Source organism: Streptomyces sp. NPDC002896, from assembly GCF_040295225.1.
In the GTDB taxonomy this organism is placed as follows: domain Bacteria; phylum Actinomycetota; class Actinomycetes; order Streptomycetales; family Streptomycetaceae; genus Streptomyces.
In genome coordinates this window covers 74,607-99,049 of sequence record NZ_JBEOVA010000022.1, presented here as the reverse complement: position 1 = coordinate 99,049, position 24,443 = coordinate 74,607, and the positions used below count along the sequence as shown (strand labels likewise).

Below are 24,443 nucleotides of genomic sequence, written 5' to 3'. Positions count from 1 at the left end.
GCTAGTCCACGGCGAACAGGGCGGGTTTGTCGCTGTCCTCGTCCAGGTTGACGAAGACGTAGCCGCTGTGAGGGCGGAGCCGCACGTCGAACAGGTCGCTCAGGGGCGCGTCCCGAAGCACGACGGCTTCGCCTTCCTGGTCGCCGCTGCGAGCGTCCACGCTCCAGAGCCGGTTCCACGTCATGGACGTCACGACATCGACCTCCCCACTGCGCCCTGGGGACAGCGCGACGATCCGGTCTTCGAACGACGTGTGCCAGACGCGTCGGCCGTCCGTCAGTGAGTACGCGGACAGGCCCTGCGGTCTGTCCTGGGCGTCCTTGGCGACAGTGATGAACAAGCCGCGGCTCACCACGGCTTGGAAGAGCGGTACCCCCGTGGGTGTCGCGAAGGTCGTCCCGTACGGCATGAACGCAAGGTCCTCGTCGGGGCCGGACACGGGGATGACGGCTCTCTGATGACCGGTGTCGTCAAAGGTGACCACGCCGTTGGTTCCGCGCTCGTCCGTCTCGGCGACGTACAGAGCGATCGGATCGGCGGACAGTACCTGGACGGTCTGCGCGGGGCTGCCCGTAGGCAGCTCGCTCCGCCACAGGCGTCGGCCCGACTGCGCGTCCACGGCCGACAGTTGCATCGTCACAGCGGAGAAGGACTCGTCGGCGCACTCCTCGACGACCAGGACCCAGTCCTCGGCAGCCTCGACGTTCCGTGCCTCGCAGTTACGCGGCACGTCGAGGCGCCACCGCTCGGAGCCGTCGCGTAGTGCAAGGCCCACAATGGCGTCGCCACGCCGGGCAACGGCGGTGGAACCGGCCGAGGTCAGGACTGCGGTCTCGCTGCGGGCGGCCTCCTCGGAGGGGGCCATGGTCTTCGTCCACAGGGTTCGTCCGGAGGCCAGGTCCACGGCCGCGACGGACGTGCCGCACGACTCGTTGTGGCGCCCGAAACCGACGAGGCCGACCCCCGACGGCGTGGTGCGGCTCAGGGCGCACACCGAGAACCGGGCTGGTGCGGAAAAGCTCCAGCGCACCTTGCCTTGCGCGGTGTCGTAGGCGCGGAGGCCGTCGCTGCGCGCCCGTACCACCGTGGAGGAGTCGGGGGCCCAGTAGCCGAGCACGCGTACCGACGAGGGGCGGTCGCGTCCGACCTCCCACGCCACGTCCATGTGCGGTCCGCGCAGCCACGCGTAGCCGAGCCATCCGGGCCAGACCGCGGCCAGCACACCCAACGCGGCGACGACCGCCATCCCCCGGGAGGACAGGGTCTTCTCGGCCCACTTCCAGGCAAAGCGAGCCATGGGCGCAAAGGCGAACCCGAAGGCGACGGCAAGCAGCCACACGGGCAGCATGCCCCGAGGACAGTCCGAACCGCTGCACTCCCTGCTGGGCATGTCGAAGATCATCAGCTTCATGCCCAGCAGGCCGTACATCACCGCCCAGCACAGGAGGGCTCCCGCAAGGAGGACGGCGACGAGCGCGGTGACTGTGACCGGCAGCGCAGCGCGCTGAGCGCGATCCTCGTCTTCGGTCCGCGCCCGCAGCGCCTCGTCAGCCGGTTCGTCTGGCGCTTCATCTGCCGGTTCGTCTGACCGCGATGGCTTCAGATCCCGCGCCATGATCCCCCCAGGAACACGCCGAGCCGCGTCGATTGTCCGGGCAGCGTATCCGGCAGCTGCCGGCTGCTACGGATGCCCGGTCACACACGGACCAACTGATCGGTGAACGCGTTACCGAACACGCCATGCGGGTCGAGGCGGTCCAGGATGCCGATCGCCTCCGACCACTGTCCATGGCCGTAGGTGGCAGGCACCACGGTTCCGATGACCTCCTTGTCGGCCCAGGCCGCCGTGTCGGTGTAGGCCCAGCCCTTGGACCACTCGACGCGGGTGAGGGCGTAGCCGCCGTCGAAGGTGCGCAGCAGGAACCGTTCCAGATCCCGGTAGAACTCGTGGGCGTCGGGAGTCGTCGACTGGGTCAGCACATCGACCCACACCGCGCAGTCGAACTCCGGGTGGTCGGGGTGCGGTCGCACGACGGAGAGCAGCGGCGGGCGGGCACCCCGGGCGGCGGACTCCTCGGGCCGGTCGAGTCCGCCCACACGGATCTCGACCTGCCCGTTGACCGGGAACCTGCCCGCCGCAGCCCACTCCTCGAGCCGCTCGCGGTAGTAAGTGGCGAACTCCGAGACGACGCGCTGCACGTCGACACGCCGGGTCAGAATGGCGTAGCCGTTGGCGGTCTCGCGGAGCGTAGTGGGGCGCAGATAGAACAGCAGGTTGTGAGAGGCGCCCCACAGATCCGAGGCGAAGGTGGTGGTCAGGCCGGTCGCCGCCACCGCGTACTGCGCGGCGCCGAACTCGGGTGCGAGGTACCAGGCGCCCTCCGCCAACATACGCCCCGCCAGGCGGGCGACGGGCGTCGGCAGCGAGTCGCTGAACGGGTAGTTGTACGGGTGGTGCACCTCCCGGGCGGAGGCCGGGCGCTGGGGGCTGAGGCTCCACACCTTCAGCCAGGGCTTGTCGGTGTGGGCGAACCAGATCGCCTCCACGCGTCCCGTGCGATCCAGGAAGTCGGCGAACGTGTTGCCCCGGGCCGCCAGGGCGCTGCCCGGAGCGGCGAACAGTTCGTCAGCGGTGAGATCGATCCGGCTCCGGCAACGCAGCGGGACCTCATCGCCGGCCTGGAGCACCGCCTCCACGAGGAGGCCGCGGCCGATGTGGGTGGCCAGCGCCTCGCATTCCTCGTCGGCGCCCCGGTGGAAGGTCCGCACCACGTACTCGGCCCGGGCGCTGTCCCAGACGACGGCGGTGACGGAGAGGACGAGGTTGCTGAGGGTCCCGTAGGTGTGACCGGGACGCGCGTCCTCGCCGACGGCGGGCACGCTGGTGCCGTGGGCGTCGATGGCCAGTGTGCCGCCGAGCGTCAGCTCGCCGGGCGCCGGGGTGTTGGTGACGCCAAGGCCGTGGTCGGCCAGGAACGCCATCAGCGTTTCAAGCGTCACCCCGGTCTGCGCTCGGACCGCGCCGGGAGCGCCGGCGGGCGGGGTGGTGAGTTCCATGCGGGTCAGGTGCTCGGTGGTGTCCATGAGCAGGACGCGCGCGCCGGACTCGGCGGACCCGGTGATGGTGAGCGGGGACCAGTTGTGCGCCTTGCCCCGTGCGCGCAGCCGCCAGCCGTTGGCGTGCGCCCAGTTGGCGAGGTCGGCGATGTCCTGGCCGGTTCGGGGGGCGCAGGCCCATAACCCGTCGTGGGTGATCTCTCCGGCCCAGTTGATGTAGCGAGTGCGGTACGCCGACAGGCCGGCGGGCAGCTCTGGAGGAGTTGCCGAGGCGGTCGCCGGTACCGCCGCCGCCGGATGAGCACCGGCCGACAAGGTTCCCACGGGGATACCGAGGGCTCCGCCGGCGACGGTCGCCGCTCGCAACACCCCTCGCCTGGAGGGGCGGCCGGGGTGGCCGGGGTGAGAAGCGGACTCAAGTGGATCAGTCATGCGGTCGAACGTACGTCGCCGCTTGCCCGATCGATCCACCGATCGACGTATGGCTATGACATGTTCGCCGGATCTCCCCACCGGGTGCAAGAGCGTGCCCGATCGGTTCCAGGTGCTTCACGACCCGCGCCCGAGCGGGCGCGCAGGACAAGGAATTGGCCGGAAAATACGCGTTGCCAGGGCGCGTTGGTTGGAATAGGTTGAGCCCGTGACTGCCGGGTCGGCCATGGGCCACAAACGAGTAGGGCACCCGGCCTCGACGTGAGCGCGAGGCGGGCGAGAGGCCCGCCTGTCCCTTTTTCCACGTCGCTGACCAGCGGATTCCGGGTGGCCGTGAGTGCCGCCGTGAGGCTCACGCGGCAATAGCGAGCATTTCGTGCTCGCCCCGGACCCCTGTTTTCCCGCACCTCCATACCGCCTTCGCGATCGTTCCGTACGGCGGTGAATTCGCCCTGCCCGTGAACTGAGCCGACCCCGACCCGGAGAAGAAAGCAGAGAATGCCGAACGATTTCAACCAGCAGATCATCGATGAGTTCCGCGCCAACCAGGGGCGCGTCGGTGGGTATTTCGAGGGAGCCCGGCTGCTCCTCCTGACCACCACCGGAGCGCGGTCCGGCGCCCGGCACACGACCCCGCTCGGCTACCTTCCCGACGGCGAACGTGTCCTGGTCATCGCCTCTGCCGCCGGGGCGCCGAAGCACCCGGACTGGTTCCACAACATCCTGGCGAACCCGCGCGTCACGGTCGAGGACGGCATCTTCACGTACGAGGCGGAAGCCGTCGTCCTGGAGGGCGCCGAACGCGACCGGGTCTTCGCCCGCGCGGTCGACGCGGAACCCGGGTGGGCCGACTACCAGGCGAAGACCACCCGCGTCATCCCCGTCGTGGCCCTGCAGGCGCTCCCCGGCCCACCCAACCCGAACGCGTCCTCGGTGGGCGCGGCCCTCAAGCTGATCCACGACGCGTTCCGGCGTGAACTCGCCCTGATCAGGAAGGAGATCAGCGAGTCTGGTCCCGGAGGACTGGGCGCCCAGCTCCGCGTGAACTGCCTGACCCTCTGTCAAGGGCTGCACAACCACCACACCGGCGAGGACACCGCGATGTTCCCGTTCCTCGCCCAGCGCCATCCCGAACTCGCTCCGACGATGGACCGGCTGCGTGCGGAACACCAGAAGGTCGCGGAGCTCCTCGCCGACCTGCGCCAGGTCGTCTCCGCCGAAGGCGCGGACCCTCAGCTGGTGCTCCGCGAGGTGGAGCGGCTCACTGACGAACTCGAGGCCCATCTGACGTACGAGGAGGAGCAACTGATCCCCCTTCTGGACGCGCAGGCGGGCTGATCGCTCGGGCCGATCGTTCGGGCTGATCGCTCGGGGCCCGTCGCCGACCGCCGTTCCCAGGCCGTCATCCGGCGTTCATTCCTCAAGTGCTTCATGTTCGGATAATGCAGTCTCACCAGCCTCGTTCGCCCCATACACTCCACCGCACAGTCAGTCGGCGGTAAGCGCTTGTTGGAGCGGAGAGCAGACAGCATGACGGCACGTGCCCCCATGGTCCGCATGGACCGGCGGAACTTCCTCAAGCGTTCCGCCGGTCTCTCGGCAGGGCTGGTCGCCGGCCCCGCGGCGCTCGCCTGGCTGCCCGGCCAGCAGGCGTACGCAGCCGAGGAAGCGACGGCAGTACGTGCCTTCGTCGACGACTACCTCACCAACACCGCCGACCGCCTCACCCCCGAGACCAACGCCGCGGTCCGCATCCTCTCCGGAATGCAGCGCCTCTGGGAGACCGGAGCGGCCTGGAACAACGGCACCCCGCTCGCCGCCGACGTGCTGCGGGCCAACATGCGCTACTCGATCGCGCTCACCACACGCCGTACCGACGACCAGGCCCGGCAGTCCTTCATCTACGACCGCCAGGACCAGAGTTACGCGGCCACCGCCGGCCTCGGCCCGCTCACCGAGGTGTACCGGACCGGGGCCAAGGCGGTCACCAGCATCACCAGCGCGCCCGACGGCACCCCGGCCGGGAAAATCAGCGACGCCGTGCCGGCCGGTGCGCCCGCCGGTTCCGCCATCGGCGCCGGCGCCGCCGACTCGGAGCTGGGCAAGGTGGTCCAGCTCGTCCAGACCCTGCGCGGCCCGTACGCCTCGAGTAACCCGGGCAAGTTCGCGTACCAGTACCCGCGGCCCTGGCGGATGACGGAGGACAACGAGGTCGTCGACACCGGCGCCACGGACGCCTTCGGCTTCCCCGTCTACAATTCCGAGGTCGTCGTCGCCCCGCAACTGCTGCGCCAGCGCGGCACCGCCCCTGCCGAGGACGGCGGTTACCCCAGCGGGCACACCAACGCCCTCTACCTGGCCTCCCTGGCACTCGCGTACGCGATACCCGAGCGGTTCCAGGAGCTGGTGGCCCACGCCTCCGCGGCCAGCCACACCCGCATCCTCTCCGGCATGCACTCTGCCATCGACGTCATGGGTGGCCGCATCCTGGCCACCGCACTCGCCGCCGCGGCGCTGTACGACCCGGCCAACGCCGACCTCAAGGCCGCCGCACGGCAGCAGGCCGCCTCGTACCTGCGGGCGCAGACCGGCACCACGGCCGACACCCTGTATGCCTACGCGCACTCGGCGGGCACGGACACCGACCCGTACGCCGACCGTGCCGCCAACGAGCGAGCGGTCACCCCGCGGCTCACGTACATCCTGCCCAAGCGCGGCAACGGCCGCGTCCCGATGACCGTGCCCAAGGGTGCCGAGGTGCTCATCGAGACCCGGCTGCCCTACCTCACCGCCGAGCAGCGCCGCGAGGTGCTGCGCACCACGGCCCTGCCCTCCGGGTACGTCCTGCTGGACGGGCCCGAGCAGTGGGGGCGGCTCAACCTCTTCGCTGCGGCTGACGGTTACGGCTCCTTCGACGGCGACGTGCGCGTCGACATGGACGCCGCCGCGGGCGGCTTCCACGCGGCCGACGCCTGGCACAACGACATCGAAGGACCCGGCTCCCTCACCAAGCTCGGCACCGGCTCCCTGACCCTGACCGGCGCCAACCGCTACACCGGCGGTACGTCCGTGGAGGCCGGCACCCTCGTCGCCGGATCCCCGGACGCACTCGGCACCGGTGACGTCCAGGTCCGCGGCGGCTCCCTCCGGCTGACGGCCGACGACGGCGTCCGGGTGCGCGGCAGCTACGGCCAGGCCTCCGGCACGACGCTCGACGTGGCGGTCGGCGACTGCGGCGCTCCTGCCCTGACCGTCTCCGGCTCGGCCGTCCTCGGGCGGGGCAGCGCCCTCGAGCTCCGGGTCGAGGGGTCTCCCGCGGAGGGCACCATCGTCCGGGTCCTGCGTGCCGGCGGCGGCCTGCGCGGGCGGTTCGGCACCATCACGGTCCGCGCCGAGGGACGTACGTACGAGGCCGTCCCCACGTACTCCGGCAGCGGGCTGTCCGTACGCCTGAAGTGACCGAGACGACCCGCTCCGGCACCGTGGCGTCCGTCCTCACAGCTGCCGGAGCAGCGCGTGCAGTGCCGGGTTGTCGTTGTTCCTGCGCCACACCAGGTCGAGTTCCACGGGCTCGGGCGTGGGTAGTTCGACCGGTTTGAAGACGATATCGGCGTACCTCAGTTGTGCGGCCGCCTCCGGGACCAGGGCCGCTCCGAGGCCGCAGTTGACGAGGGCCAGGATGCTGTGGACCTGGCTCAGGTACTGGGAGTAGACGGGCGTCACGCGGGCGGTCCGGAAGATGCTGATGAGCAGCTCGTGGAAGTAGCGGGCTTCCGTGGGCGAGTACATCAGCAGCTCCTGGCCTTCGAAGTCCGCGATCTGGAGCGGCCCCTCGCGTGACGTGAGTGCGTGGCCTGTCGGCAGCGCGGCGAGGAGCTGTTCCCGTACGGCGGGTCTGGACAGCAGGTCCGGGCCCGTCACCGAGGGCCGGATCAGGCCCAGGTCCAGGCTGTTGTTCGCGAGTGCCGCCAGCTGGTCGCGGGTGACCATCTCGCGCAGGACGATCTCCGCCCGGGGCACGGCCTCGCGGGCCGTGCGCAGCAGCGTGCCGAGCGTGGAGTAGGCGCTGGCGGCGGTGAAGCCGATGGTGATGCTGCCCGCCTCGCCCGTCGAGACCTGCCGGACGGCGAGGGCGGCGTGCTCGGACTGGCGCAGGATGCCGCGCGCCTCGACCAGGAAGGCGCGGCCCGCGGGCGTCAGCTGGACCGACTTGTTCGTCCGGTTGAGGAGCTGGACCCCGAGGTCGTTCTCCAGCTGCCGGATCTGCCGGCTCAGCGGGGGCTGCGTCATCCGGAGCCGCTCCGCCGCCCGCGTGAAGTGCAGCTCTTCTGCGACGGCCACGAAACTCGTCAGTTGCGCGAGTGTGAACAACGATGCTCTCCAGGTATCAACGCATGCAAAATTTGAGTTAGACGTGAATCTTCCGGCGCCTTAGCTTCAAGGGCAACGGCTGAGCGGGACGCTCCGGCCGGCACCGCGGCGGGCCCCCCGGGACGGAGCCCGTCGCTCCCCACCCATCCAAGGCACCGGAGCTCCAGTGGTGAGTACAACGAACATGACGCCGCATGTAGCGAACCAGGGCGAGGCGACGCTGGACAGGATCTCCTGGCTCAAGCTCTCCTCGGTCACCCTCCCGCTGTCCACTCCCGTCAGCGACGCCAAGGTCCTCACGGGCCGCCAGCGGCCGATGACCGAAGTCGCCTTCCTCTTCGTCGAGGTCGGTACCGAGCAGGGGCACGAGGGCATCGGCTTCAGCTACTCCAAGCGCGCGGGCGGCCCGGGCCAGTTCGCGCACGCCAAGGAGATCGCGCCCGCCCTGATCGGCGAGGACCCCAGCGATATCGCCAAAATCTGGACGAAGCTGGTGTGGGCGGGTGCCTCGGTCGGCCGCAGCGGCCTTTCCACCCAGGCCATCGCGGCCTTCGACATCGCCCTGTGGGACCTCAAGGCCAAGCGGGCGGGTCTGCCGCTCGCCAAGCTGCTGGGCGCGCACCGCGACTCCGTCCGGTGCTACAACACCTCCGGCGGCTTCCTGCACACCCCGACCGAGCAGGTCCTGGAGAACGCCACGGCTTCCCTCGCCGGCGGCATCGGCGGCATCAAGATCAAGGTGGGTCAGCCCGACGGCAAGGCGGACCTGCGCCGTCTGACCGCCGTGCGCGAGCACCTCGGCGACGACGTGCCGCTCATGGTCGACGCCAACCAGCAGTGGGACCGGCCCACCGCGCAGCGCATGGGCCGCGCCCTCGAGGAGTTCGGCCTGACCTGGATCGAGGAACCCCTCGACGCATACGACGCCCAGGGCCACGCCGCCCTCGCCGCCTCGCTGGACACGCCCGTGGCGACGGGCGAGATGCTCGCGAGCGTGGCCGAGCACTACGAACTGCTGCGCCACAACGCGGCTGACATCATCCAGCCGGACGCGCCCCGCATCGGCGGCATCACCCAGTTCCTCAAGCTGGCCACCCTCGCCGAGCACCAGCACGTGCAGCTCGCGCCCCACTTCGCCATGGAGATCCACCTCCACCTCGCCGCGGCCTATCCGCACGAGCCGTGGGTGGAGCACTTCGACTGGCTGGAGCCCTTGTTCAACGAGCGGCTCCGCATCAGCGACGGACGGATGCACCTGTCGTCGCGGCCCGGCCTCGGCATCACCCTCAGCGAGCAGGCCCGCGCCTGGACGCAGGCGGTGCACGAGGAGGGCGTGCGGCCCTGAGGTGCCGCACCGGGCGGCCCGCGGCCGGTCATCCATTGACCAGCCGCGTGCATCACCCTAACCTCCATTCCCATATGTAAATCGAGTCCATATACATGGAGACAAGTTCATGTCACTGAACACGGCGGCCCAGGATGTCGCGCGACGCCTGCGTGACGGCATGGCGCGCGGCGTGCTGTCCTTCCCGCTCACCAGCTTCGCGGACGACGGCAGCCTCGACCTGGACGCCTACCGCGCCTACCTGGCCGACCAGCTGGCCACCGCCCCCGGCGCCGTCTTCCCCGCCTGCGGCACGGGCGAGTTCACCGCGCTCGACGAGGACGAGTACCGCCAGGTCATCACCGCGGCGGTCGAGGTGGCCGACGGGCGGACGCCGGTCGTCGCCGGCATCGGCTACGGCTGGGCGCAGGCCCTGCGCTTCGCGCGGATCGCGGAGGAGGCCGGAGCGGACGCCGCGCTGGTGCTTCCCCACTACCTGCTGAAGGCCCCGCAGGACGGCCTCGTCGAGCAGGTACGCCAGATCGCCGCGGGTACCGAGCTGCCCCTCATCGTCTACCAGCGCGACCAGGTGGCCTTCACCGCCGAGAGCCTGCGCCGCATCGCGGAGATTCCCACCGTGATCGGCCTCAAGGACGGCCACAGCGACCTGGACCGCCTGCAGCGCCTCACCCTTGCCGCCCCCGACCACCTGCTCTTCTTCAACGGGGCCGCCACCGCCGAGATCCAGGCCCGCGCCTACGCGACGGTCGGCGTGCCCGCGTACTCGTCGGCGGTCCACGCCTTCGCACCCGAGATCGCGAACGCCTTCTTCACCGCCTTCCAGAACGGCGACCACGCCACGACCGACGAACTGCTGCGCAGCTTCTACGTCCCGCTGGTCGAGCTGCGCGACCGGGTGCCGGGCTACGCGGTCTCCCTGGTCAAGGCCGCGGCGCGGCTGCGCGGCAGGCCGGTCGGCCCGGTGCGCGCCCCGCTCACCGACCCCGGTCCGGAGGACCTGGCCGAACTGGAGAAGCTGCTGGACACGGGTCTGGCGCTGGTGGGAGCCACGCGCTGAGCCGCGCCTGACCCACCGTCGGCACGCGGCCTGACGGCCCACCGCCGGTACGCGGCGTGACAACCCGTACCGACGCCCCGCGGGAACGGGCGCGCCCCGGCACACCGCGGGGCACGCCCCGGCTGGAAGACCCCAGCAGTAACCCAGCAGTACCCCAGCTCGTCACCGACCGAGCGGCAGCGGCCCCCGCACCGCCGCTCCCGCGTCACCACACAGACCGGCCCGCCGCACCCGGCACCCGGCCTCGGTCACGCCGTGCGCCCGCACCCCCATGCCTCGGGAGCACCGACCCGCACCGGCCCAGCCGGGCGCCACGCCCGGCCGCCACGCCCCCCAAACCCCACCGCCCTGGCCCGTACGACGCCTGACGGACGCCCGTCGTACCAGCGGCCACCATCTGCGCACAGTTCAAAGGGGAACTGATCCATGCCTCTTGTCGTCGTCGGAATCAGCGTGCTGATCCTGCTGTTCCTCATGACCAGGCTGAAACTCAACGGCTTCATCTCCCTCCTCCTGGTGGCCGTCGGGGTCGCGCTGGTCCAGGGGATTCCGTCCGCGGAGATCGCGGACGTCCTCGGGGAGGGCGTCGGCGGCCAGATCGGCGACACCATGCTCGTCGTCGGACTCGGCGCCATGCTGGGCCGCGTCATGGGAGACTCGGGCGCCGCCCAGCGAATAGCGAACAAACTCATCGACGCCTTCGGTGAGCGCTACGTGCAGGTCGCCATGGTCGTGACGGCCATGCTCATCGGCGTGACCATGTTCTACGAGGTCGCCTTCGTCATCATCGTGCCCGTCGCGTTCACCATCGTCCGGGTCACCCGCAAGAACCTGCTGTGGGTCGGCCTCCCGATGTCGATCGCCCTGTCCACGATGCACAGCTTCCTGCCGCCCCACCCCGGCCCCACCGCGGTCGCCGCCACCTTCAACGCCTCGGTCGGCCACACGCTGTTCTACGGCCTCTTCTTCGCCGTTCCGTTCGGCGCGCTCATCGCCCTCGTGTGGCCGCGGCTCCCGTTCATCAAGAAGATGAACCCCTCCATCCCCCAGGGCCTCGTCACCGAGCGCGTCTTCGAAGACGACGAGATGCCGAGCATGGCCTGGTCCCTCTTCGTCGCCCTCGTCCCGGTCGTCCTGATCGCGGGCGCCGCCGTGACCGACATGGCCATGTCCGACGACAACCCGGCCCTGCACGTCGTCAACTTCATCGGCTCGGCACCGATCGCCCTCCTGCTGACGCTGTGCCTCGCCATCTGGGCGTTCGGCCCGCGGATCGGCCGCGGACTGGACGAGGTGAGCGCGTCGTGCGTCTCGGCGGCCAAGTCCATGGCCATGATCCTCATGGTCATCGGCGCCGGCGGTGCGTACAAGGGCGTCCTCGTCGAGGGCGGCATCGCCGACTACATCAAGGACTTCACGGACGGCTGGAACATCTCGCCGATCATCCTCGCGTGGCTCATCGCCGCCATCCTCCGCGTGGCCCTCGGATCCGCGACCGTCGCCGTCGTCACGGCCGCCGGTATCGTGGCGCCGCTCGTCGCCGGCAGCGGCGTCCACCCCGAACTCATGGTCCTCGCCGTCTCCTGCGGCTCGATCGCCTTCAGCCACGTCAACGACCCCGGCTTCTGGATGTTCAAGGAGTACTTCAACCTGTCGGTCCTCGACGCGATCAAGGCGCGGACCACGTACACCACCGTGCTCGCGATACTCGGACTGGGCGGTGTCCTCGCCGTCGAGTGGGCTCTCGACACTCTCAGCATCTGACCAGCGCCTCATCCGACCACCGCCGATACCACCGTCGACCCACTTCCGAACGCAAGGAACCCTGATGACAAGCGGAAGCCAGCCGACCGTCACCGAATTCTCCGTCTACCCCGTCGCCGGACGGGACTCGATGGAGCTGAACCTCTCCGGTGCGCACGGTCCCTACTTCACCCGCAACGTGGTCGTCCTGAAGGACTCGGAGGGCCGTACGGGACTCGGTGAGGTGCCGGGCGGGGAGAAGATCACGCAGACGCTGCGCGACGCCGAGTCCCTCGTCGTCGGCGCGAAGGTGGGCGACTACAAGCGCGTCCTGCGCGAGATCGGCGAGAGGTTCGGCGACCGCGACTCCGGCGGCCGCGGCCTGCAGACCTTCGACCTGCGCACCACCGTCCACGCCGTGACCGCCGTCGAGTCGGCCCTCCTCGACCTCCTGGGACAGCACCTCGACGTGCCCGTGGCGGCCCTGCTCGGTGACGGACAGCAGCGCGACTCCGTACGCGTCCTCGGCTACCTCTTCTACGTGGGCGACCCCGACCGCACCGACCTGGAGTACGTGCGCGAGGGCGACTCGGACGTGGAGTGGTACCGCATCCGGCACGAGGAGGCGCTGACCCCCGAGGCGATCGTCCGCCAGGCCGAGGCCACGTACGACCTCTACGGCTTCCGCGACTTCAAGCTGAAGGGCGGGGTGCTCGACGGCAGCGAGGAGGTCAAGGCGATACGGAAGCTCAAGGAGCGCTTCCCCGAGGCGCGCATCACCCTCGACCCCAACGGCGCGTGGTCGCTGCGCGAGGCGATCGAACTGTGCGCGCCGCTGGTGGGCACCCTCGCCTACGCCGAGGACCCGTGCGGAGCCGAGGACGGCTACTCGGGCCGCGAGGTCCTCGCCGAGTTCCGGCGCGCGACCGGACTGCCCACGGCGACCAACATGATCGCCACCGACTGGCGGCAGATGACCCACGCCCTGGCCCTGCAGTCGGTGTCCATCCCGCTGGCCGACCCGCACTTCTGGACCATGCAGGGTTCCGTGCGTGTCGCCCAGCTCTGCAATGCCATGGGCCTGACCTGGGGATGCCACTCGAACAACCACTTCGACATCTCCCTGGCCATGGTGGCGCACTGCGGTGCCGCGGCTCCCGGCGAGTACAACGCCCTGGACACGCACTGGATCTGGCAGGAGGGCCTGGAGCGGCTCACCGCCGCACCGCCGCGCATCGTGGACGGTGAGATCGCCATCTCCAGCGCCCCCGGTCTGGGAATCCAGCTCGACATGGACCGGCTCCTCGCCGCGCACGAGCTGTACCAGGAGAAGGCGCTGGGGGCGCGCGACGACGCGGTCGGGATGCGTTTCCTCGTTCCCGGCTGGGAGTTCGACAACAAGCGTCCCTGTCTGGTGCGGTAGGCCGGCTCAGCTGTACGCGCGGCATCGGCCGCCTGCGATCGATGAGGTCGCAGGCGGCCGATGCCGTATGCCGAAGCTCAGTAGCCGTAGCGGTCCTTGATGTGGCGCCAGAAGTCGCGCAGCATCCACTTGTCGAACGTGGTGATCTCGGTCGCGCTGCCCGCGTTCATGATGAACCCGCCCACGCCCGTCGGCGTCCAGTCGTAGAAGTCGTCGAGGCCGAAGGTGTGGCCGACTTCGTGCAGGTAGATGTGCACGTTCTCGGCGTCCAGGGCGCCTGTGAAGTACTCCTGGTCGACGCGCTGGCCCCAGTCGCCGCCCGCGCCGCCGAAGCCCATGCCCTTGGTGAGCCACAGCGACTGGTCGTAGTGGCGGGCCGCTCCGCCGGGGCACTGCGAGTAGTCGCCGTCCTGGTGGAAGAAGCGGCCGCAGGGCGGGGCGCACTGCGGTGCGCCTCCGTCGTCGAGGTTGTTCACGTAGATGTCGACGGAGTCGTCGTTCCACTGAAGCAGCGAGCGGTCCTTGACGGCCCAGCCGACGACCTTGACCGGGACGGTGGCGTAGGGCCAGTCGTTGTAGCCCCTGCCGTTCTCGGTGAGAGCGGCCATCCACTTACCGAACTGCTTCTGCAGCTGCGACTCGATCCTGTCGCGCAGACTCGCGGACACGGGGTTGTCGGACTCCCAGCGGACGCAGTAGTTGATGCTGCCGCCGTTGGCCATCACCTGGTCGAAGCCGTAGTTCTTGAAGCCGTATATGTCGGGGTACGTCGACGCCATGTGGTTCCAGACCTCGTCGAGGGGCTTGACGAGGTCGGCGGGCGGGTTCCATTCGTCGGCGGCGTCGGTCGAGGTCGGCGTCGGCGATGGTGTGGCTGTCGCCGTCGTTGTCGGGGTGGCTGTGGGGCTCGCCGACTCGCTGAAGGTGGGCTCGGCGGTCGCACTCGGGCTCGGCGTCGTGTCGACGCCGGAGACGCAGGGCTTTCCGTTGAGTTGGAAGGACGTCGGTGACGCCGGGGCCTCGGTGGAGGAGCGGGAACCCAGGAAACCGGCGGTGGCCGTGGCGCCGGTGGCCAGCGACTGGCTCCAGCCCGGCGCCTTCACCGTCACGGTGGTGCCGGACTGCGACCAGTCGGCGTTCCAGCCCTGGGTTACCTTCTGGCCGTCACCCAGCTCGAAAGTGAGCGTCCAACTCGTCACCGACTCAACCAGGTTGGTGACCGCGACGGCACCCTGGAAGCCGCCGTCCCACTGGCCGGTGACGGTGTAGTCCACCGAGCAGGCGGGCTCGGCGCCACTGGCCAGCACCGGCACGAGCGCCCCGGTCGCCGCCACGAGTACGCCCGCGAGCGCCATCGGAAGCGGACGTGCGAAGCGCCGACGCAGGCGGCGGTCTGCTGCGGGTGGTGAGGTTGACATGGAATGGCCCTTCGGCTGAGTCTCCGGAATTCCGCAGTTCAGCCGTTGGTTGCCGCCCGCCCCGCATCGGTTGCCGCCGGATCGGCCCAGGGTGGCGAGGCCGTGGTGCCCGCGCGCGTGCCGCCGCGGGCACTACGTGCCGAGCAAGGCCAGTTGGGAAACCTGTGAATGCGTGATGGGGCGGCAGCACACATTCCGATTCATCTTGAATGCTCAAACAACAGGGCTATGATCTCAGCCACCTGTGGTGCGATCGTCCGCCCGGCAACGTGGCTGAACGGCGTCCCCCAAGCCACCTGCCTCGTGCCCGAAGTGCCCCACCCTCCGGACCCGTGGTTGGTTCCCGTCCCCACCCTCAACGCACCACGCTGTCGGCACCCGCACCGCCGGCGCAGTGTGTACGACGGAAAGCAGCACAACGATGAGCAACTTCAGGGGCAGAGGGCTCCAGGCCAACGTCCTCGGGATGTTCGACACGGTCGTGATGGCGGTCGCGGGCAGCGCCCCCGCATACTCCCTGGCCGCGACCACCGCGGTCCTCGTCGGCACGGTGGGCCTCGCCAGCCCCGCGGCGCTGCTGTACTGCGCGATACCCATGCTGGGCATCGCGCTGGCGTTCAGCTACCTCGGCCGGATCGACGTCAACGCGGGCGCCAGCTACTCCTGGGTCGGCCGTACGCTCCACCCCTTCCTCGGCTTCATCAGCGGCTGGGCCCTGGTGATCTCAGCGACCATCTTCATGGTGGCCGGTTCGCTGCCCGCCGGTTCGATGACGCTCTCCCTCTTCGATGAAGCCCTCGCGGACAACACCGCTCTGGCCACCGCCGTCGGCGCGGCCTGGTTCGTGATCATGCTGCTCGTCGTGCTCGGTGGGGCCCGGCTCACCGTCCGCGCCCAGCTCGTCATGTCCGGCGTGGAACTCGCCATCCTGGCCGTCTTCGCGATCGGCGCACTGCTGCACACCGACAACGCCCGGCCCTTCGACTGGTCCTGGCTCGGCTTCAGCCACTTCGACGGCGTCGGCGGATTCGCCTCCGGCGCGCTGATCGCCGCCTTCTACTACTGGGGCTGGGACGTCACCAGCAACCTCAGCGAGGAGACCCGCGACAGCCGCCGCACCACCGGACTCGCGGGCCTGATCGGCATCGGCATCGTCTTCCTGCTCTTCGAGGTGTTCACCATCGCGGTGAACGTCATCCTCACCGACAAGCAGATCCAGGCCAACGACGCCAACGTACTGGCCGCGCTCGGTGAGGAGATCTGGCCCGGCTGGGGCGGCAAGCTGCTCATCGTCTCCGTGATGCTGTCCACCATCGCCACGCTGGAGACCACGCTCATCCAGGTCACCCGCTCGCTGTTCGCCATGGGCCGCGACCGCACCATGCCGACCGCGCTGGGCCAGGTGCACCGCAAGTGGAACACCCCGTGGGTGGCCATCGTCGTGGTCGGCGCCGTGGCCCTGCTGATGTTCGTGGCCTCCAACGCCCTCGGCACGGTGGGCGACATCCTCGCCGACGCCATCGCCGCGATCGGCCTGCAGATCGCCGTCTACTACGGACTGGCCGGACTCGCGGTGGTCGTCGCCTACCGAAAGATGCTCCTGAAGTCCCCCGGCAACTTCTTCTTCGGCGGGCTGTGGCCGCTCTTCGGCGCCCTGTTCATGTTCTGGATCCTCGTCGAGTCGCTCGGCGAGCTGGACACCGCCTCGATCGCGATCGGCATCGGCGGTCTCGCCGTCGGCCTGATCCCGATGCTCTGGTACTGGCGGCAGGGCAGCGAGTACTACCGGCCCGCGAAACTCGACGCCAGCCGCACCATCGAGACCGACTACGTCCCCGACGGGTATGCCGCGTCGGCAGCCGAGCAGTCCCGCCTGCACGAGGGCCTGCCCACCGACTTCTGAGAGGGACCCTCCCGCGATGGCCGCGCGAAGACGCTTCACGCCCGATTTCGACCCCGACTGCGGGGACACGCTGCTCACCTCCGCCCGCCAGGACATCGTCATCGGCCGCTGGCAGGGCGTACGGGACCTGCTCCGGGCCACCGGTGCCTCGTGGGTCCCGCGGGGCCACCGGGTTCGGCTGCTCGCGCAGGCCTGCGCGAGCAGTTCGACGGTGGAGTCCTGGCTGGCCGCCGAGCCCCGCGGCGCCGACGCCCTGGTGCTGCGGGCCGCGACCGAGACGGCCAGGGCCTTCAACCTGGCCATCGCCGCGGGCCGCGGAGCCCCGATCGACCAGAACCGGATCGACGCCGCGGTGATGGCCTGCTACCAGGCCGCCGACGCCTACCCCGACGACCCGACGCCCTGGATCTCCCTGATCTCCGTGGCCCGGCTCTACCCCACCGGGGTGCGCCGCCAGGAACTCGGTCAGTGGTGGGACGAGCTGCACCAGCGCGATCCGTACAGCCTGGAGGGCCACCTTCAGGTCCTGCACTACTACTCGTCACGCTGGCACGGCACGCACGGCCTCATGTACGACTTCGCTCGAGACTCGGCCGGCGTGGCGCCGCCCGGCTCGCCGCTGCCGGTCCTGGTGCAGTTCGCCCGCGTGGAGGAGTACCGCTACATGCTGGACGGGGTGAAGGGACAGCACGGCACCCTCGTCGGCGTCAGCCAGCACTGGAACCACGACGGCGCCGTCGGCGACGTACGCCGCACCTGGCAGCGCTGGATCGCGGGCCGCGCGGACGGCCCCGTACCGCCCGCCGAGATACCCGCCCTCAACTGCCTGACGCACGCCGCGTGTCAGGCGGGCCTGACGGACGTCGCCGCCCCGCTCATGCGGCTCCTCGGCACCCGCGCCACACGGACCCCCTGGTCGTACACCGGCGACCCGGAGCACCAGATCGTCAAATGGCACAGGGAGTTGTCTCGCGAGGGGTGAGCCTGCCTCATCCGTTCACCCCGGTGTAGTGCCGCAGACTCCACTTCCACAGCAGCCGGGACGCCAGGTAGGCGGCAGCTCCCAGCAGCGGGGATGCCGCCGCCAGCCAGTACGGCACGCCGGTGCCCGATCCGTGGCCGGTCAGCACGGCCGCGGGGAAGTACGCGACGAAGGCGAGCGGCAGACCGAACGTCAGGAAGCCGCCGACCGCCTTCGGCAGCACGTTCAGCGGATAGCTGCCGAAGGTGCCGAGCAGCTCCTCCAGCCAGCGGCCCCAGTAGTCGGCGGCCGGGAAGCGCAGCGACGCGCAGGCCACCACGGTGAACAGGGCTGCCTCGAGCAGCATGCCGCCGAGTACGCACACGACGAGGTACGTGATCCGGCCCGCCGTCCAGTCCAGGTCGCTGCGGGCCAGCGCACCCGCCATCAGGCCCGCCGCCACGGTCAGGTCACCGATCGCGTTGGTCGGGAAGAAGGACAGCTGCAGCTGGCGGTAGACCGGCATCGGGCGGACGAGGTAGGTGTCGATCACTCCTTCCTGGATGTGCCGGCCCAGGCCGTGCACCCGCCCCAGGAACAGCACGAAAAAGCCGTGCGCCAGCATCCGCGTCGCCGGGATCAGCAGGACGTCCGAGCTGTCCCAGCCGCCCATCCCGGTGAACCGGGTGAGCAGCACCGTCGCGAAGACGATCACCGACACCTGCCAGACCGCGCCGATCGCGATCATCATCAGGAACTCGGAGCGGTACTCCAGCTGCGCGCGGAAGTTGAGGCGCGTGATGCGCCACATGATGCGAAGGGCGTTCGACGACACGCTCAGCCTCCCTGCGAGATCACACGGCGGGCGGCCCGCCGCCACAGCAGCCGGGTGAACAGGGCGAGCGCCACCACCCAGGCCGCCTGTACGGCGAGTTGGCCGCCCGCGTCCGACAGCGGGATCCGGCCCACGTACAGCGACAGCGGCACGCTCAGCGTCGCCTGGAACGGGAGGAAGCCGCTCAGCGTGATGAACCAGTCCGGGAAGAACCACAGGGGCGCGTACACGCCCGACAGAAGGTTCTGCGCGAAGATCAGGATCAGCATCGCCGCGCCGTTGCGGAGCGTCCAGAAGCACAGCTGGTCGATCACCAGCATCACGTAGTACATGACCCACTGGCCGAGCACCGCGCTGAGCGCGAACACGCCCGCCACGGCGGCCGACTTCGGCGGCTCGACGACTCCGGCGGCCAGGCAGATCACGTATCCCACCAGTGCCCAGGCGAGTCCGTAGAGCTGCTCGCCGAGGGCCCTGAGCGCGTAGTACCGCTGGGGCGCCAGCGGGCGCAGGTACCAGTAGACGATCGTCCCGAAGTGCATGTGCTGCAGGACGGTGTCGCGGCCCGCGTACTGGTCAAGGGTTCGTACCCGCAGAGCCAGTGTGGCCAGCACGGCGTACGTGACGGCCTGCTCGCGGTCGAGTCCGGCGGTCGTGCCGCTCGCCGCGTACAGGCCGCGCCACAGGGACGCCACCAGCACCACCTGCACGGTCATCCGGAGCAGTTCGGCGGTGATACGGGGCGGGGAGTGCAGCTCGCCGAGCGGGGTGACGCGAGCGGTCCGCCAGGCGTGGACGGAGGCCATGGTCAGTCCCCTCCCGCTCGGGCCCCCGACGGGACCTCGGCCTCGGCGCTGGAGGCGGCTTCCGCCTGGACGTACGCCGTCCGCATCACGTCCTCGAGGTCGGCCTCGTCGATCGCGATGTCCGTCACCTCGTACCGCTCGATGACCTGCTTCAGCGCCTGATGGACGGTCGGAGCCGCCGGCCCGTCCGGTCCGAAGACCACCTGCGGGCCCTCGCGCCGCAGCAGCGAGATCCCCGGCAGGGGCTCCACGCGCGCGTGCGGATCGGCGAGCGTGACCCGCACCTGCCAGGTCGAGCCGAACTTCCGGCGGATCTCGTCCAGGGTGCCGTCCAGCACGAGCCGCCCGTGGTTGATCAGCACGACGCGCTCGGCGAGCCGCTCGACCTCCGTCATGTCGTGCGTGGTCAGCAGCACCGTCCGGCCGCGCTCCTCCACCTGGTGCCGGAGGAACTCGCGCACCTGCTCCTTGACCACCACGTCCATGCCGATGGTGGGCTCGTCGAGGAAGACCACCTGCGGGTCGTGCAGCAGCGCGGCGGCCAGGTCGCAGCGCACGCGTTGGCCGAGTGAGAGGTGCCGGACCCGCGTGTCCCAGAAGGAGGACAGGTCGAGCAGATCGTCGAACTCGGCCAGTCGCGCACGGTGTTCGTCGTTCGGCACCTCGTAGATGTCCCGCAGGATCGCGAAGGACTCGCGGACGGGCAGGTCCCACCACAGCTGGGTGCGCTGCCCGAACACGGCCCCGATGTTGCGGGCGTTGCGCTCGCGCTCCTCGTACGGGACCACGCCCGCGACGCGGGCCTCGCCCGACGTGGGGGTGAGGATGCCGGTGAGCATCTTGATGGTGGTGGACTTGCCCGCGCCGTTCGGGCCGAGCAGGGCCAGCAGTTCGCCCGGTGCCACGTCGAAGCTGACGTCCACGACAGCTTGCTTCGCGACCCGCTCCGGGCTGATCAGGGATCTGAGTGCGCCGCCGAATCCGGGGCGGCGCACGGTGGTGTGGAAGGTCCGGGACAGGCCGCGGACCTCGATACTGCCGCTCATGCGGCTGACCTCCTCGTGAGCCTGATCAGCCAGACCGTCGCAAGCAGCGAGGCGGCCGACAGGACCGTAAGCAGCCATGGCACAGCATGGATGCCGGACGCCTCGATGCCGACGCCCAGCAGCGGCGGAGCCGCAACGCCGCCGATCATAGAGGCGGCTATCACCCAGGCGCCTGCCCTTTTCGCCTCAGGCAGCGCCCGGTTGAGCCAGGGCAGACCGGTCGGGAACACCGGTGCGATGAAGAGCCCCACACCCGCGTACGCCACCGGGGCGGCGCCCGGTATCAGCGCCAGCAGCAGGCACGCGGTCATGCCGGCCGCGCACACGGTGAGGATGCGCTCCGGCGAGTACCGCAGCGTGATCGGTACGACAAGGAAGCGGCCGACGGTCATCATCAGCCAGTACACGGAAGTGGCCGAGGCCGCGACAGCGGACGAGAAGCCGACGGTCTCCAGGTGGGTGGGCTCCCAGCCGCCGACGCCCGCCTCGACGGCGACGTTGAGGATGTAGAGGGCGAGGAAGCCGACGAGGATCCGGGAGAGGCCGAGCGAGTTCTTCGGCTGGGCTGACGACACGTCAGGAGTCTGGGGCTGGGTGCGCACACCCCCGGTGCACAGGATCAGCACCGCCGACAGCGCGGCGCACACCCCGAAGGCGTACGCATAGCCGTCCGTGCCGGTCCACGCGATCAGCGCCGGGCCGAGCACCGCGCCGATGCCGAAGTGGGCGTTGAGGACGTTGAGCATGGCCGTCGAGCGGTCGCCGAAGCCGACCGCGAACAGCTGGTTGAGGCCATAGTCGATGCCGCCGAAGCCGAGGCCGCCGAGGAACGCCGCGGCGAGTGCGAGCGGCCAGCTCGGGGCGAGCGCGAAGCCCGCGCCGCCCACCGCCATCAGGGTGTAACTGGCTGCAAGCAGCGACCGGTTGCTGATCCGGGAGTGGATCGCGTTGAACGCCAGGACGCCGGCGACCCCGCCCGTGAAGTGCAGGCTGAGGCCGAGTCCGGCTCCCGAGGGGGACAGGGCGTACTCCTCGCGCAGGCCCGGCACCGCCGGACCGTAGAGCGCCTGAAGCATGCCGATGAGGACGAATCCGACGCAGGACGCGGCCGCGGCCGGACGGCTGAAGAGCCGTCCGGCCGCGGACTGCGTGACAGTGCTAGTCATCGATCTCCAGGAAGGTGAACGAGAACTCGGCGGGCTCGGCCCGCAGCAGGTACTGCGGCAGGGGGCCAGGACCGCACGACTGGGAGCCGATGCCGCCCTGGCCGTTGTCGAGGTTGACCCACACCTTGTCGCCCGGCACCAGGTCCGTGCGGTGATCTGCGGCGTCGAGCTGCTCGGTGGTCCAGCGGCGGGCCATGAACCAGAACTCCGGGTCGCCCTCGATCCGCAGGCCGCCGATCTCCGCCCAGCGGATGTCGGCACGAGCGCCGTTCTCCTGCGGGCGGACGTACGGGGTCTGCAGGTCGTCGACGGACGACTGCCAGCGGCCCAGCTTCGACGCGGCGCGCGTGTCCGGGTACGCCTCGCCGGGCCCGCCGCCGAACCACTTCACGTTGTCCGCGGAGGACAGCCCGAAGCGGATGCCGAGCCGGGGCAGCGGGACCTTCCACTCGCCCTCGGGCGTGACCGAGACGGTCAGCCGCAGCCGGGTGCCGTCGGAGGTCCAGCGGTACACCGTGCGCAGGCCCAGCTCCCAGGCGGCGGGCGCCACCCGGGTGCGTACGGTCAGCGCGTCGTCGGCCGTCTCCACGGCGTCCAGGCGGTGCCGCATCCGGTGCAGGCCCAGCTTCCTCCACAGCAGCCCGTAGCGGATGTCGTCCTGCCAGCTCGCGCCGTTGTCGTTGTCCGTGGTCGCCCGCCACACGTCCAGGCGCAGACCGGTGACGTCGACCGCGCCGATGGTGCGCAGCTCGCCGGTGCGGGCGTCGAAGGACGCAGGGCCGAGGTGGATCAGCCGGTCACTCGACGTCGGACGGCCACCGGTTGCGACCGGCACCGGCGCCCGCTCGGTGACGGGCAGTTGCGCCCAGGCGACCTCGTGACCCTTCGTGCCCCACGCGTTGTCGTCGGCCAGCAGCGCCCGTACCGTCCACTGGGTCTCGCCGCCCCGGCTGTCGGCAGGCTGCTCCGGCAGCTTGACCTCGGCCGACTCGCCCGCGGCCAGGCCCGGCACGGCCAGCGACCCGGCCTCGACCGTCTCGCCGTCCACCTGGTACGACCACTCGAACGAGAGATGCGACAGGTCCGCGAAGTCGTGCCCGTTGGTGATCCGCACCGTGCCCGCGGGGCCGTCGCCCTCGATACGGACCGGCTCGATCACCTTTTTGTACTCGACGAGCCCCGGCGACGGCGTCCGGTCCGGGAAGATCAGCCCGTCGCAGACGAAGTTGCCGTCGTGCAGCTCCTCGCCGAAGTCGCCGCCGTACGCGTAGCCGAATCGGTCGTCCTTGATGCCGTGGTCGATCCACTCCCAGACGAAGCCGCCCTGGTTGCGCTCGTACTTCTCGAACAGCCGCTGGTAGTCGCTGAGTCCGCCCGGGCCGTTGCCCATCGCGTGCGCGTACTCGCAGAGGATGAAGGGCAGGGTGCGGCGCTTCTCGGTGCCGCCGTCCAGGTGGCGGCCGATCTTCTCGACATCGGCGTGGGACGTGTACATCTGCGACAACATGTCCGTGTCACGGCAGGTCTGGTCGCCCTCGTAGTGGACCAGGCGGCTCGCGTCGCGGTCGTGGATCCACTCGGCCATCGCGGTCAGGCCGCGGCCCGTGCCGGCCTCGTTGCCCAGCGACCAGATGACGACCGACGGGTGGTTCTTGTCGCGCTCGACCATGCGCGCGGCGCGGTCGAGGAGCGCCGGGGTCCAGCGGTCGTCGTCCACCGGGTTGTCGCGCCAGGCCTGCTCGACGAAGCCGTGCGTCTCGAGGTCGCACTCGTCGATGACCCACAGGCCCAGCTCGTCGCAGAGGTCGAGGAAGGCCGGGTGGGGCGGGTAGTGGCTGGTGCGGACGGCGTTGATGTTGTGCTGCTTCATCAGGACCAGGTCCCGGCGCATGGTGTCCAGGTCGAGGGTCCGGCCGGTCTCCGGGTGGAACTCGTGCCGGTTCACGCCCCGGAACAGGATCCGCTTGCCGTTGACCTTGATGACGCCGTCCTCGACGACGACCGTACGGAACCCGATGCGCAGCGGGATCCGCTCACCGGCCGTGGCCAGCACACCGTCGTAAAGCCGCGGCGTCTCGGCCGTCCACGGCTCGACGGGCACGGTCAGCGGCTCACCGGTCGCCACGTCGATGCCGAGCTCCGGGACCGTGACCCTGCCCTCCACGAGGGAGTCCACGCGCAGCGTCCCCTCCCCGCTGCGGTGGTCGTACGACGCGTGGACGAAGAAGTCCACGGCCGCGCCCTCGGGGCGGTGCAGCAGGGTCACGTCCCGGAAGATGCCGGGCAGCCACCACTGGTCCTGGTCCTCCAGGTACGAGCCGGACGACCACTGGTGGACGCGGACCGCCAGCACGTTCCCCGTGGGCCGCAGCAGCCGGCCCACCGAGAACTCGTGCGGCAGCCGGCTGCCCTTGAACTCGCCGATGTCCTCGCCGTTCAGCCACACCCGCGCACACGACTCCACACCGTCGAAGCGCAGCACGGCGTCGCCGTCCGCCGGCCAGTCGGCGGGCAGGTCGAAGGTGTGCACATGGTCACCGGTCGGGTTCTCGGTCGGCACGTACGGCGGGTCGACAGGGAACGGGTACAGGTGGTTGGTGTAGATCGGCGCGCCGTGGCCCTGGAGCACCCAGTGGCCCGGCACGGCGACCTCGTCCCAGCCCGAGGCGTCGAAGCCGGGCTCGGCGAACGACTCGTCCTCCGTGCCGGCCGTGGCGGACAGCCGGAAACGCCATCTGCCGTTCAGCGAGAGGCGGGCGGCGTCCGACGCGGCGTACCAGGCGCGCGGCGGCAGCCCGCCGCGGCCCGGCGACACGTCTTCTACATAGGCGGTGGAATCGGTGGTGCGGATGGACATCGCTCTCCGTAGTAGGTCGCTCG

The 24,443-nt window shown here is 70.2% G+C and carries 16 protein-coding genes and 2 pseudogenes; 8 read left to right on the top strand and 10 right to left on the bottom strand.

From position 1 onward, the window contains the following. Window position 1: 1 nt before the first annotated feature. Together ABT009_RS32410 and ABT009_RS32405 are read right to left on the bottom strand one after the other, a co-directional pair. Window positions 2–1,615, bottom strand: a complete 1,614-nt coding sequence (locus ABT009_RS32410; protein ID WP_351303052.1) for an outer membrane protein assembly factor BamB family protein — start codon at window positions 1,613–1,615, stop codon at window positions 2–4. Between the two features lie 80 nt (window positions 1,616–1,695). Further along, window positions 1,696–3,489: a cholesterol oxidase substrate-binding domain-containing protein gene (locus tag ABT009_RS32405; protein ID WP_351303049.1), complete on the bottom strand. Its 1,794-nt coding sequence runs from the start codon at window positions 3,487–3,489 to the stop codon at window positions 1,696–1,698. 498 nt (window positions 3,490–3,987) lie between these two features. Here ABT009_RS32405 and ABT009_RS32400 point away from each other — a divergent pair, with 498 nt between their 5' ends. Both ABT009_RS32400 and ABT009_RS32395 read left to right on the top strand, forming a co-directional pair. After that, window positions 3,988–4,827, top strand: coding sequence for a nitroreductase/quinone reductase family protein (locus tag ABT009_RS32400; protein ID WP_351303046.1), 840 nt, complete (start codon window positions 3,988–3,990; stop codon window positions 4,825–4,827). Window positions 4,828–5,019: 192 nt separating this feature from the next. After that, window positions 5,020–6,948 (top strand): phosphatase PAP2 family protein, encoded by a 1,929-nt coding sequence (locus ABT009_RS32395; RefSeq protein WP_351303043.1) that lies wholly within the window; start codon window positions 5,020–5,022, stop codon window positions 6,946–6,948. A 36-nt stretch (window positions 6,949–6,984) separates the two neighbouring features. On the opposite strand, the gene ABT009_RS32390 is transcribed toward ABT009_RS32395, so the two are convergent. Further along, window positions 6,985–7,860: a LysR substrate-binding domain-containing protein gene (locus ABT009_RS32390; protein ID WP_351303041.1), complete on the bottom strand. Its 876-nt coding sequence runs from the start codon at window positions 7,858–7,860 to the stop codon at window positions 6,985–6,987. Window positions 7,861–8,026: 166 nt separating this feature from the next. On the opposite strand from ABT009_RS32390, the gene ABT009_RS32385 reads away from it, so the two are divergent. The 4 genes from ABT009_RS32385 (at window position 8,027) to ABT009_RS32370 (ending at window position 13,428) form a co-directional block, all read left to right on the top strand. Continuing rightward, window positions 8,027–9,205 carry an L-talarate/galactarate dehydratase gene (locus ABT009_RS32385; protein ID WP_351303038.1) on the top strand — a complete coding sequence of 393 codons (1,179 nt, stop codon included), beginning with the start codon at window positions 8,027–8,029 and terminating at the stop codon, window positions 9,203–9,205. Between the two features lie 109 nt (window positions 9,206–9,314). Next, a complete protein-coding gene (locus ABT009_RS32380) occupies window positions 9,315–10,262 on the top strand; it encodes a 5-dehydro-4-deoxyglucarate dehydratase (protein ID WP_351303035.1) in 948 nt (315 codons plus the stop codon). A 426-nt stretch (window positions 10,263–10,688) separates the two neighbouring features. Beyond that, the gene (locus ABT009_RS32375) at window positions 10,689–12,026 is read left to right on the top strand and encodes a gluconate:H+ symporter (RefSeq protein WP_351303032.1); all 1,338 of its coding nucleotides are present in this window, start codon (window positions 10,689–10,691) and stop codon (window positions 12,024–12,026) included. Between the two features lie 64 nt (window positions 12,027–12,090). After that, a complete protein-coding gene (locus ABT009_RS32370) occupies window positions 12,091–13,428 on the top strand; it encodes an enolase C-terminal domain-like protein (protein WP_351303029.1) in 1,338 nt (445 codons plus the stop codon). Between the two features lie 77 nt (window positions 13,429–13,505). Here ABT009_RS32370 and ABT009_RS47525 read toward each other — a convergent pair. After that, window positions 13,506–14,270: pseudogene (locus tag ABT009_RS47525) on the bottom strand (hypothetical protein); the annotation flags it as partial. A 144-nt stretch (window positions 14,271–14,414) separates the two neighbouring features. After that, window positions 14,415–14,783 (bottom strand): annotated as a pseudogene (locus ABT009_RS47520) (cellulose binding domain-containing protein); the annotation flags it as partial. 484 nt (window positions 14,784–15,267) lie between these two features. Between ABT009_RS47520 and ABT009_RS32360 the strand changes: the two are divergent. Both ABT009_RS32360 and ABT009_RS32355 read left to right on the top strand, forming a co-directional pair. Beyond that, window positions 15,268–16,749 carry an APC family permease gene (locus ABT009_RS32360; protein WP_351303023.1) on the top strand — a complete coding sequence of 494 codons (1,482 nt, stop codon included), beginning with the start codon at window positions 15,268–15,270 and terminating at the stop codon, window positions 16,747–16,749. A gap of 16 nt (window positions 16,750–16,765) precedes the next feature. Beyond that, window positions 16,766–17,731, top strand: coding sequence for a hypothetical protein (locus ABT009_RS32355; protein ID WP_351303020.1), 966 nt, complete (start codon window positions 16,766–16,768; stop codon window positions 17,729–17,731). A gap of 7 nt (window positions 17,732–17,738) precedes the next feature. On the opposite strand, the gene ABT009_RS32350 is transcribed toward ABT009_RS32355, so the two are convergent. From ABT009_RS32350 to ABT009_RS32330, 5 genes are read right to left on the bottom strand one after another with little or no spacing between them, the layout of a single operon-like run. Continuing rightward, entirely contained in the window at window positions 17,739–18,521 is a 783-nt protein-coding gene (locus tag ABT009_RS32350; RefSeq protein ID WP_351303168.1) for an ABC transporter permease, read from the bottom strand. A gap of 26 nt (window positions 18,522–18,547) precedes the next feature. Further along, window positions 18,548–19,351: an ABC transporter permease gene (locus tag ABT009_RS32345; protein WP_351303017.1), complete on the bottom strand. Its 804-nt coding sequence runs from the start codon at window positions 19,349–19,351 to the stop codon at window positions 18,548–18,550. A gap of 2 nt (window positions 19,352–19,353) precedes the next feature. Continuing rightward, on the bottom strand, window positions 19,354–20,397 hold the full coding sequence (locus tag ABT009_RS32340; RefSeq protein ID WP_351303014.1) for an ABC transporter ATP-binding protein: 1,044 nt from the start codon (window positions 20,395–20,397) through the stop codon (window positions 19,354–19,356). Further along, window positions 20,394–21,563 carry an MFS transporter gene (locus ABT009_RS32335; protein ID WP_351303012.1) on the bottom strand — a complete coding sequence of 390 codons (1,170 nt, stop codon included), beginning with the start codon at window positions 21,561–21,563 and terminating at the stop codon, window positions 20,394–20,396. Before ABT009_RS32335 ends, ABT009_RS32340 begins: the two co-directional genes overlap by 4 nt. After that, window positions 21,556–24,420: a glycoside hydrolase family 2 TIM barrel-domain containing protein gene (locus ABT009_RS32330; protein WP_351303009.1), complete on the bottom strand. Its 2,865-nt coding sequence runs from the start codon at window positions 24,418–24,420 to the stop codon at window positions 21,556–21,558. The genes ABT009_RS32335 and ABT009_RS32330 overlap by 8 nt, the downstream gene beginning before the upstream one ends. Window positions 24,421–24,443 lie beyond the last annotated feature (23 nt).

Coding starts and splice junctions, on each gene's coding strand:
- ABT009_RS32410 (WP_351303052.1), bottom strand. CDS start 1,615: ATGGCGCGGGATCTGAAGCCATCGCGGTCAGACGAACCGGCAGATGAA.
- ABT009_RS32405 (WP_351303049.1), bottom strand. CDS start 3,489: ATGACTGATCCACTTGAGTCCGCTTCTCACCCCGGCCACCCCGGCCGC.
- ABT009_RS32400 (WP_351303046.1), top strand. CDS start 3,988: ATGCCGAACGATTTCAACCAGCAGATCATCGATGAGTTCCGCGCCAAC.
- ABT009_RS32395 (WP_351303043.1), top strand. CDS start 5,020: ATGACGGCACGTGCCCCCATGGTCCGCATGGACCGGCGGAACTTCCTC.
- ABT009_RS32380 (WP_351303035.1), top strand. CDS start 9,315: ATGTCACTGAACACGGCGGCCCAGGATGTCGCGCGACGCCTGCGTGAC.
- ABT009_RS32375 (WP_351303032.1), top strand. CDS start 10,689: ATGCCTCTTGTCGTCGTCGGAATCAGCGTGCTGATCCTGCTGTTCCTC.
- ABT009_RS32370 (WP_351303029.1), top strand. CDS start 12,091: ATGACAAGCGGAAGCCAGCCGACCGTCACCGAATTCTCCGTCTACCCC.
- ABT009_RS32360 (WP_351303023.1), top strand. CDS start 15,268: ATGAGCAACTTCAGGGGCAGAGGGCTCCAGGCCAACGTCCTCGGGATG.
- ABT009_RS32355 (WP_351303020.1), top strand. CDS start 16,766: ATGGCCGCGCGAAGACGCTTCACGCCCGATTTCGACCCCGACTGCGGG.
- ABT009_RS32350 (WP_351303168.1), bottom strand. CDS start 18,521: ATGTGGCGCATCACGCGCCTCAACTTCCGCGCGCAGCTGGAGTACCGC.
- ABT009_RS32345 (WP_351303017.1), bottom strand. CDS start 19,351: ATGGCCTCCGTCCACGCCTGGCGGACCGCTCGCGTCACCCCGCTCGGC.
- ABT009_RS32340 (WP_351303014.1), bottom strand. CDS start 20,397: ATGAGCGGCAGTATCGAGGTCCGCGGCCTGTCCCGGACCTTCCACACC.
- ABT009_RS32335 (WP_351303012.1), bottom strand. CDS start 21,563: ATGACTAGCACTGTCACGCAGTCCGCGGCCGGACGGCTCTTCAGCCGT.
- ABT009_RS32330 (WP_351303009.1), bottom strand. CDS start 24,420: ATGTCCATCCGCACCACCGATTCCACCGCCTATGTAGAAGACGTGTCG.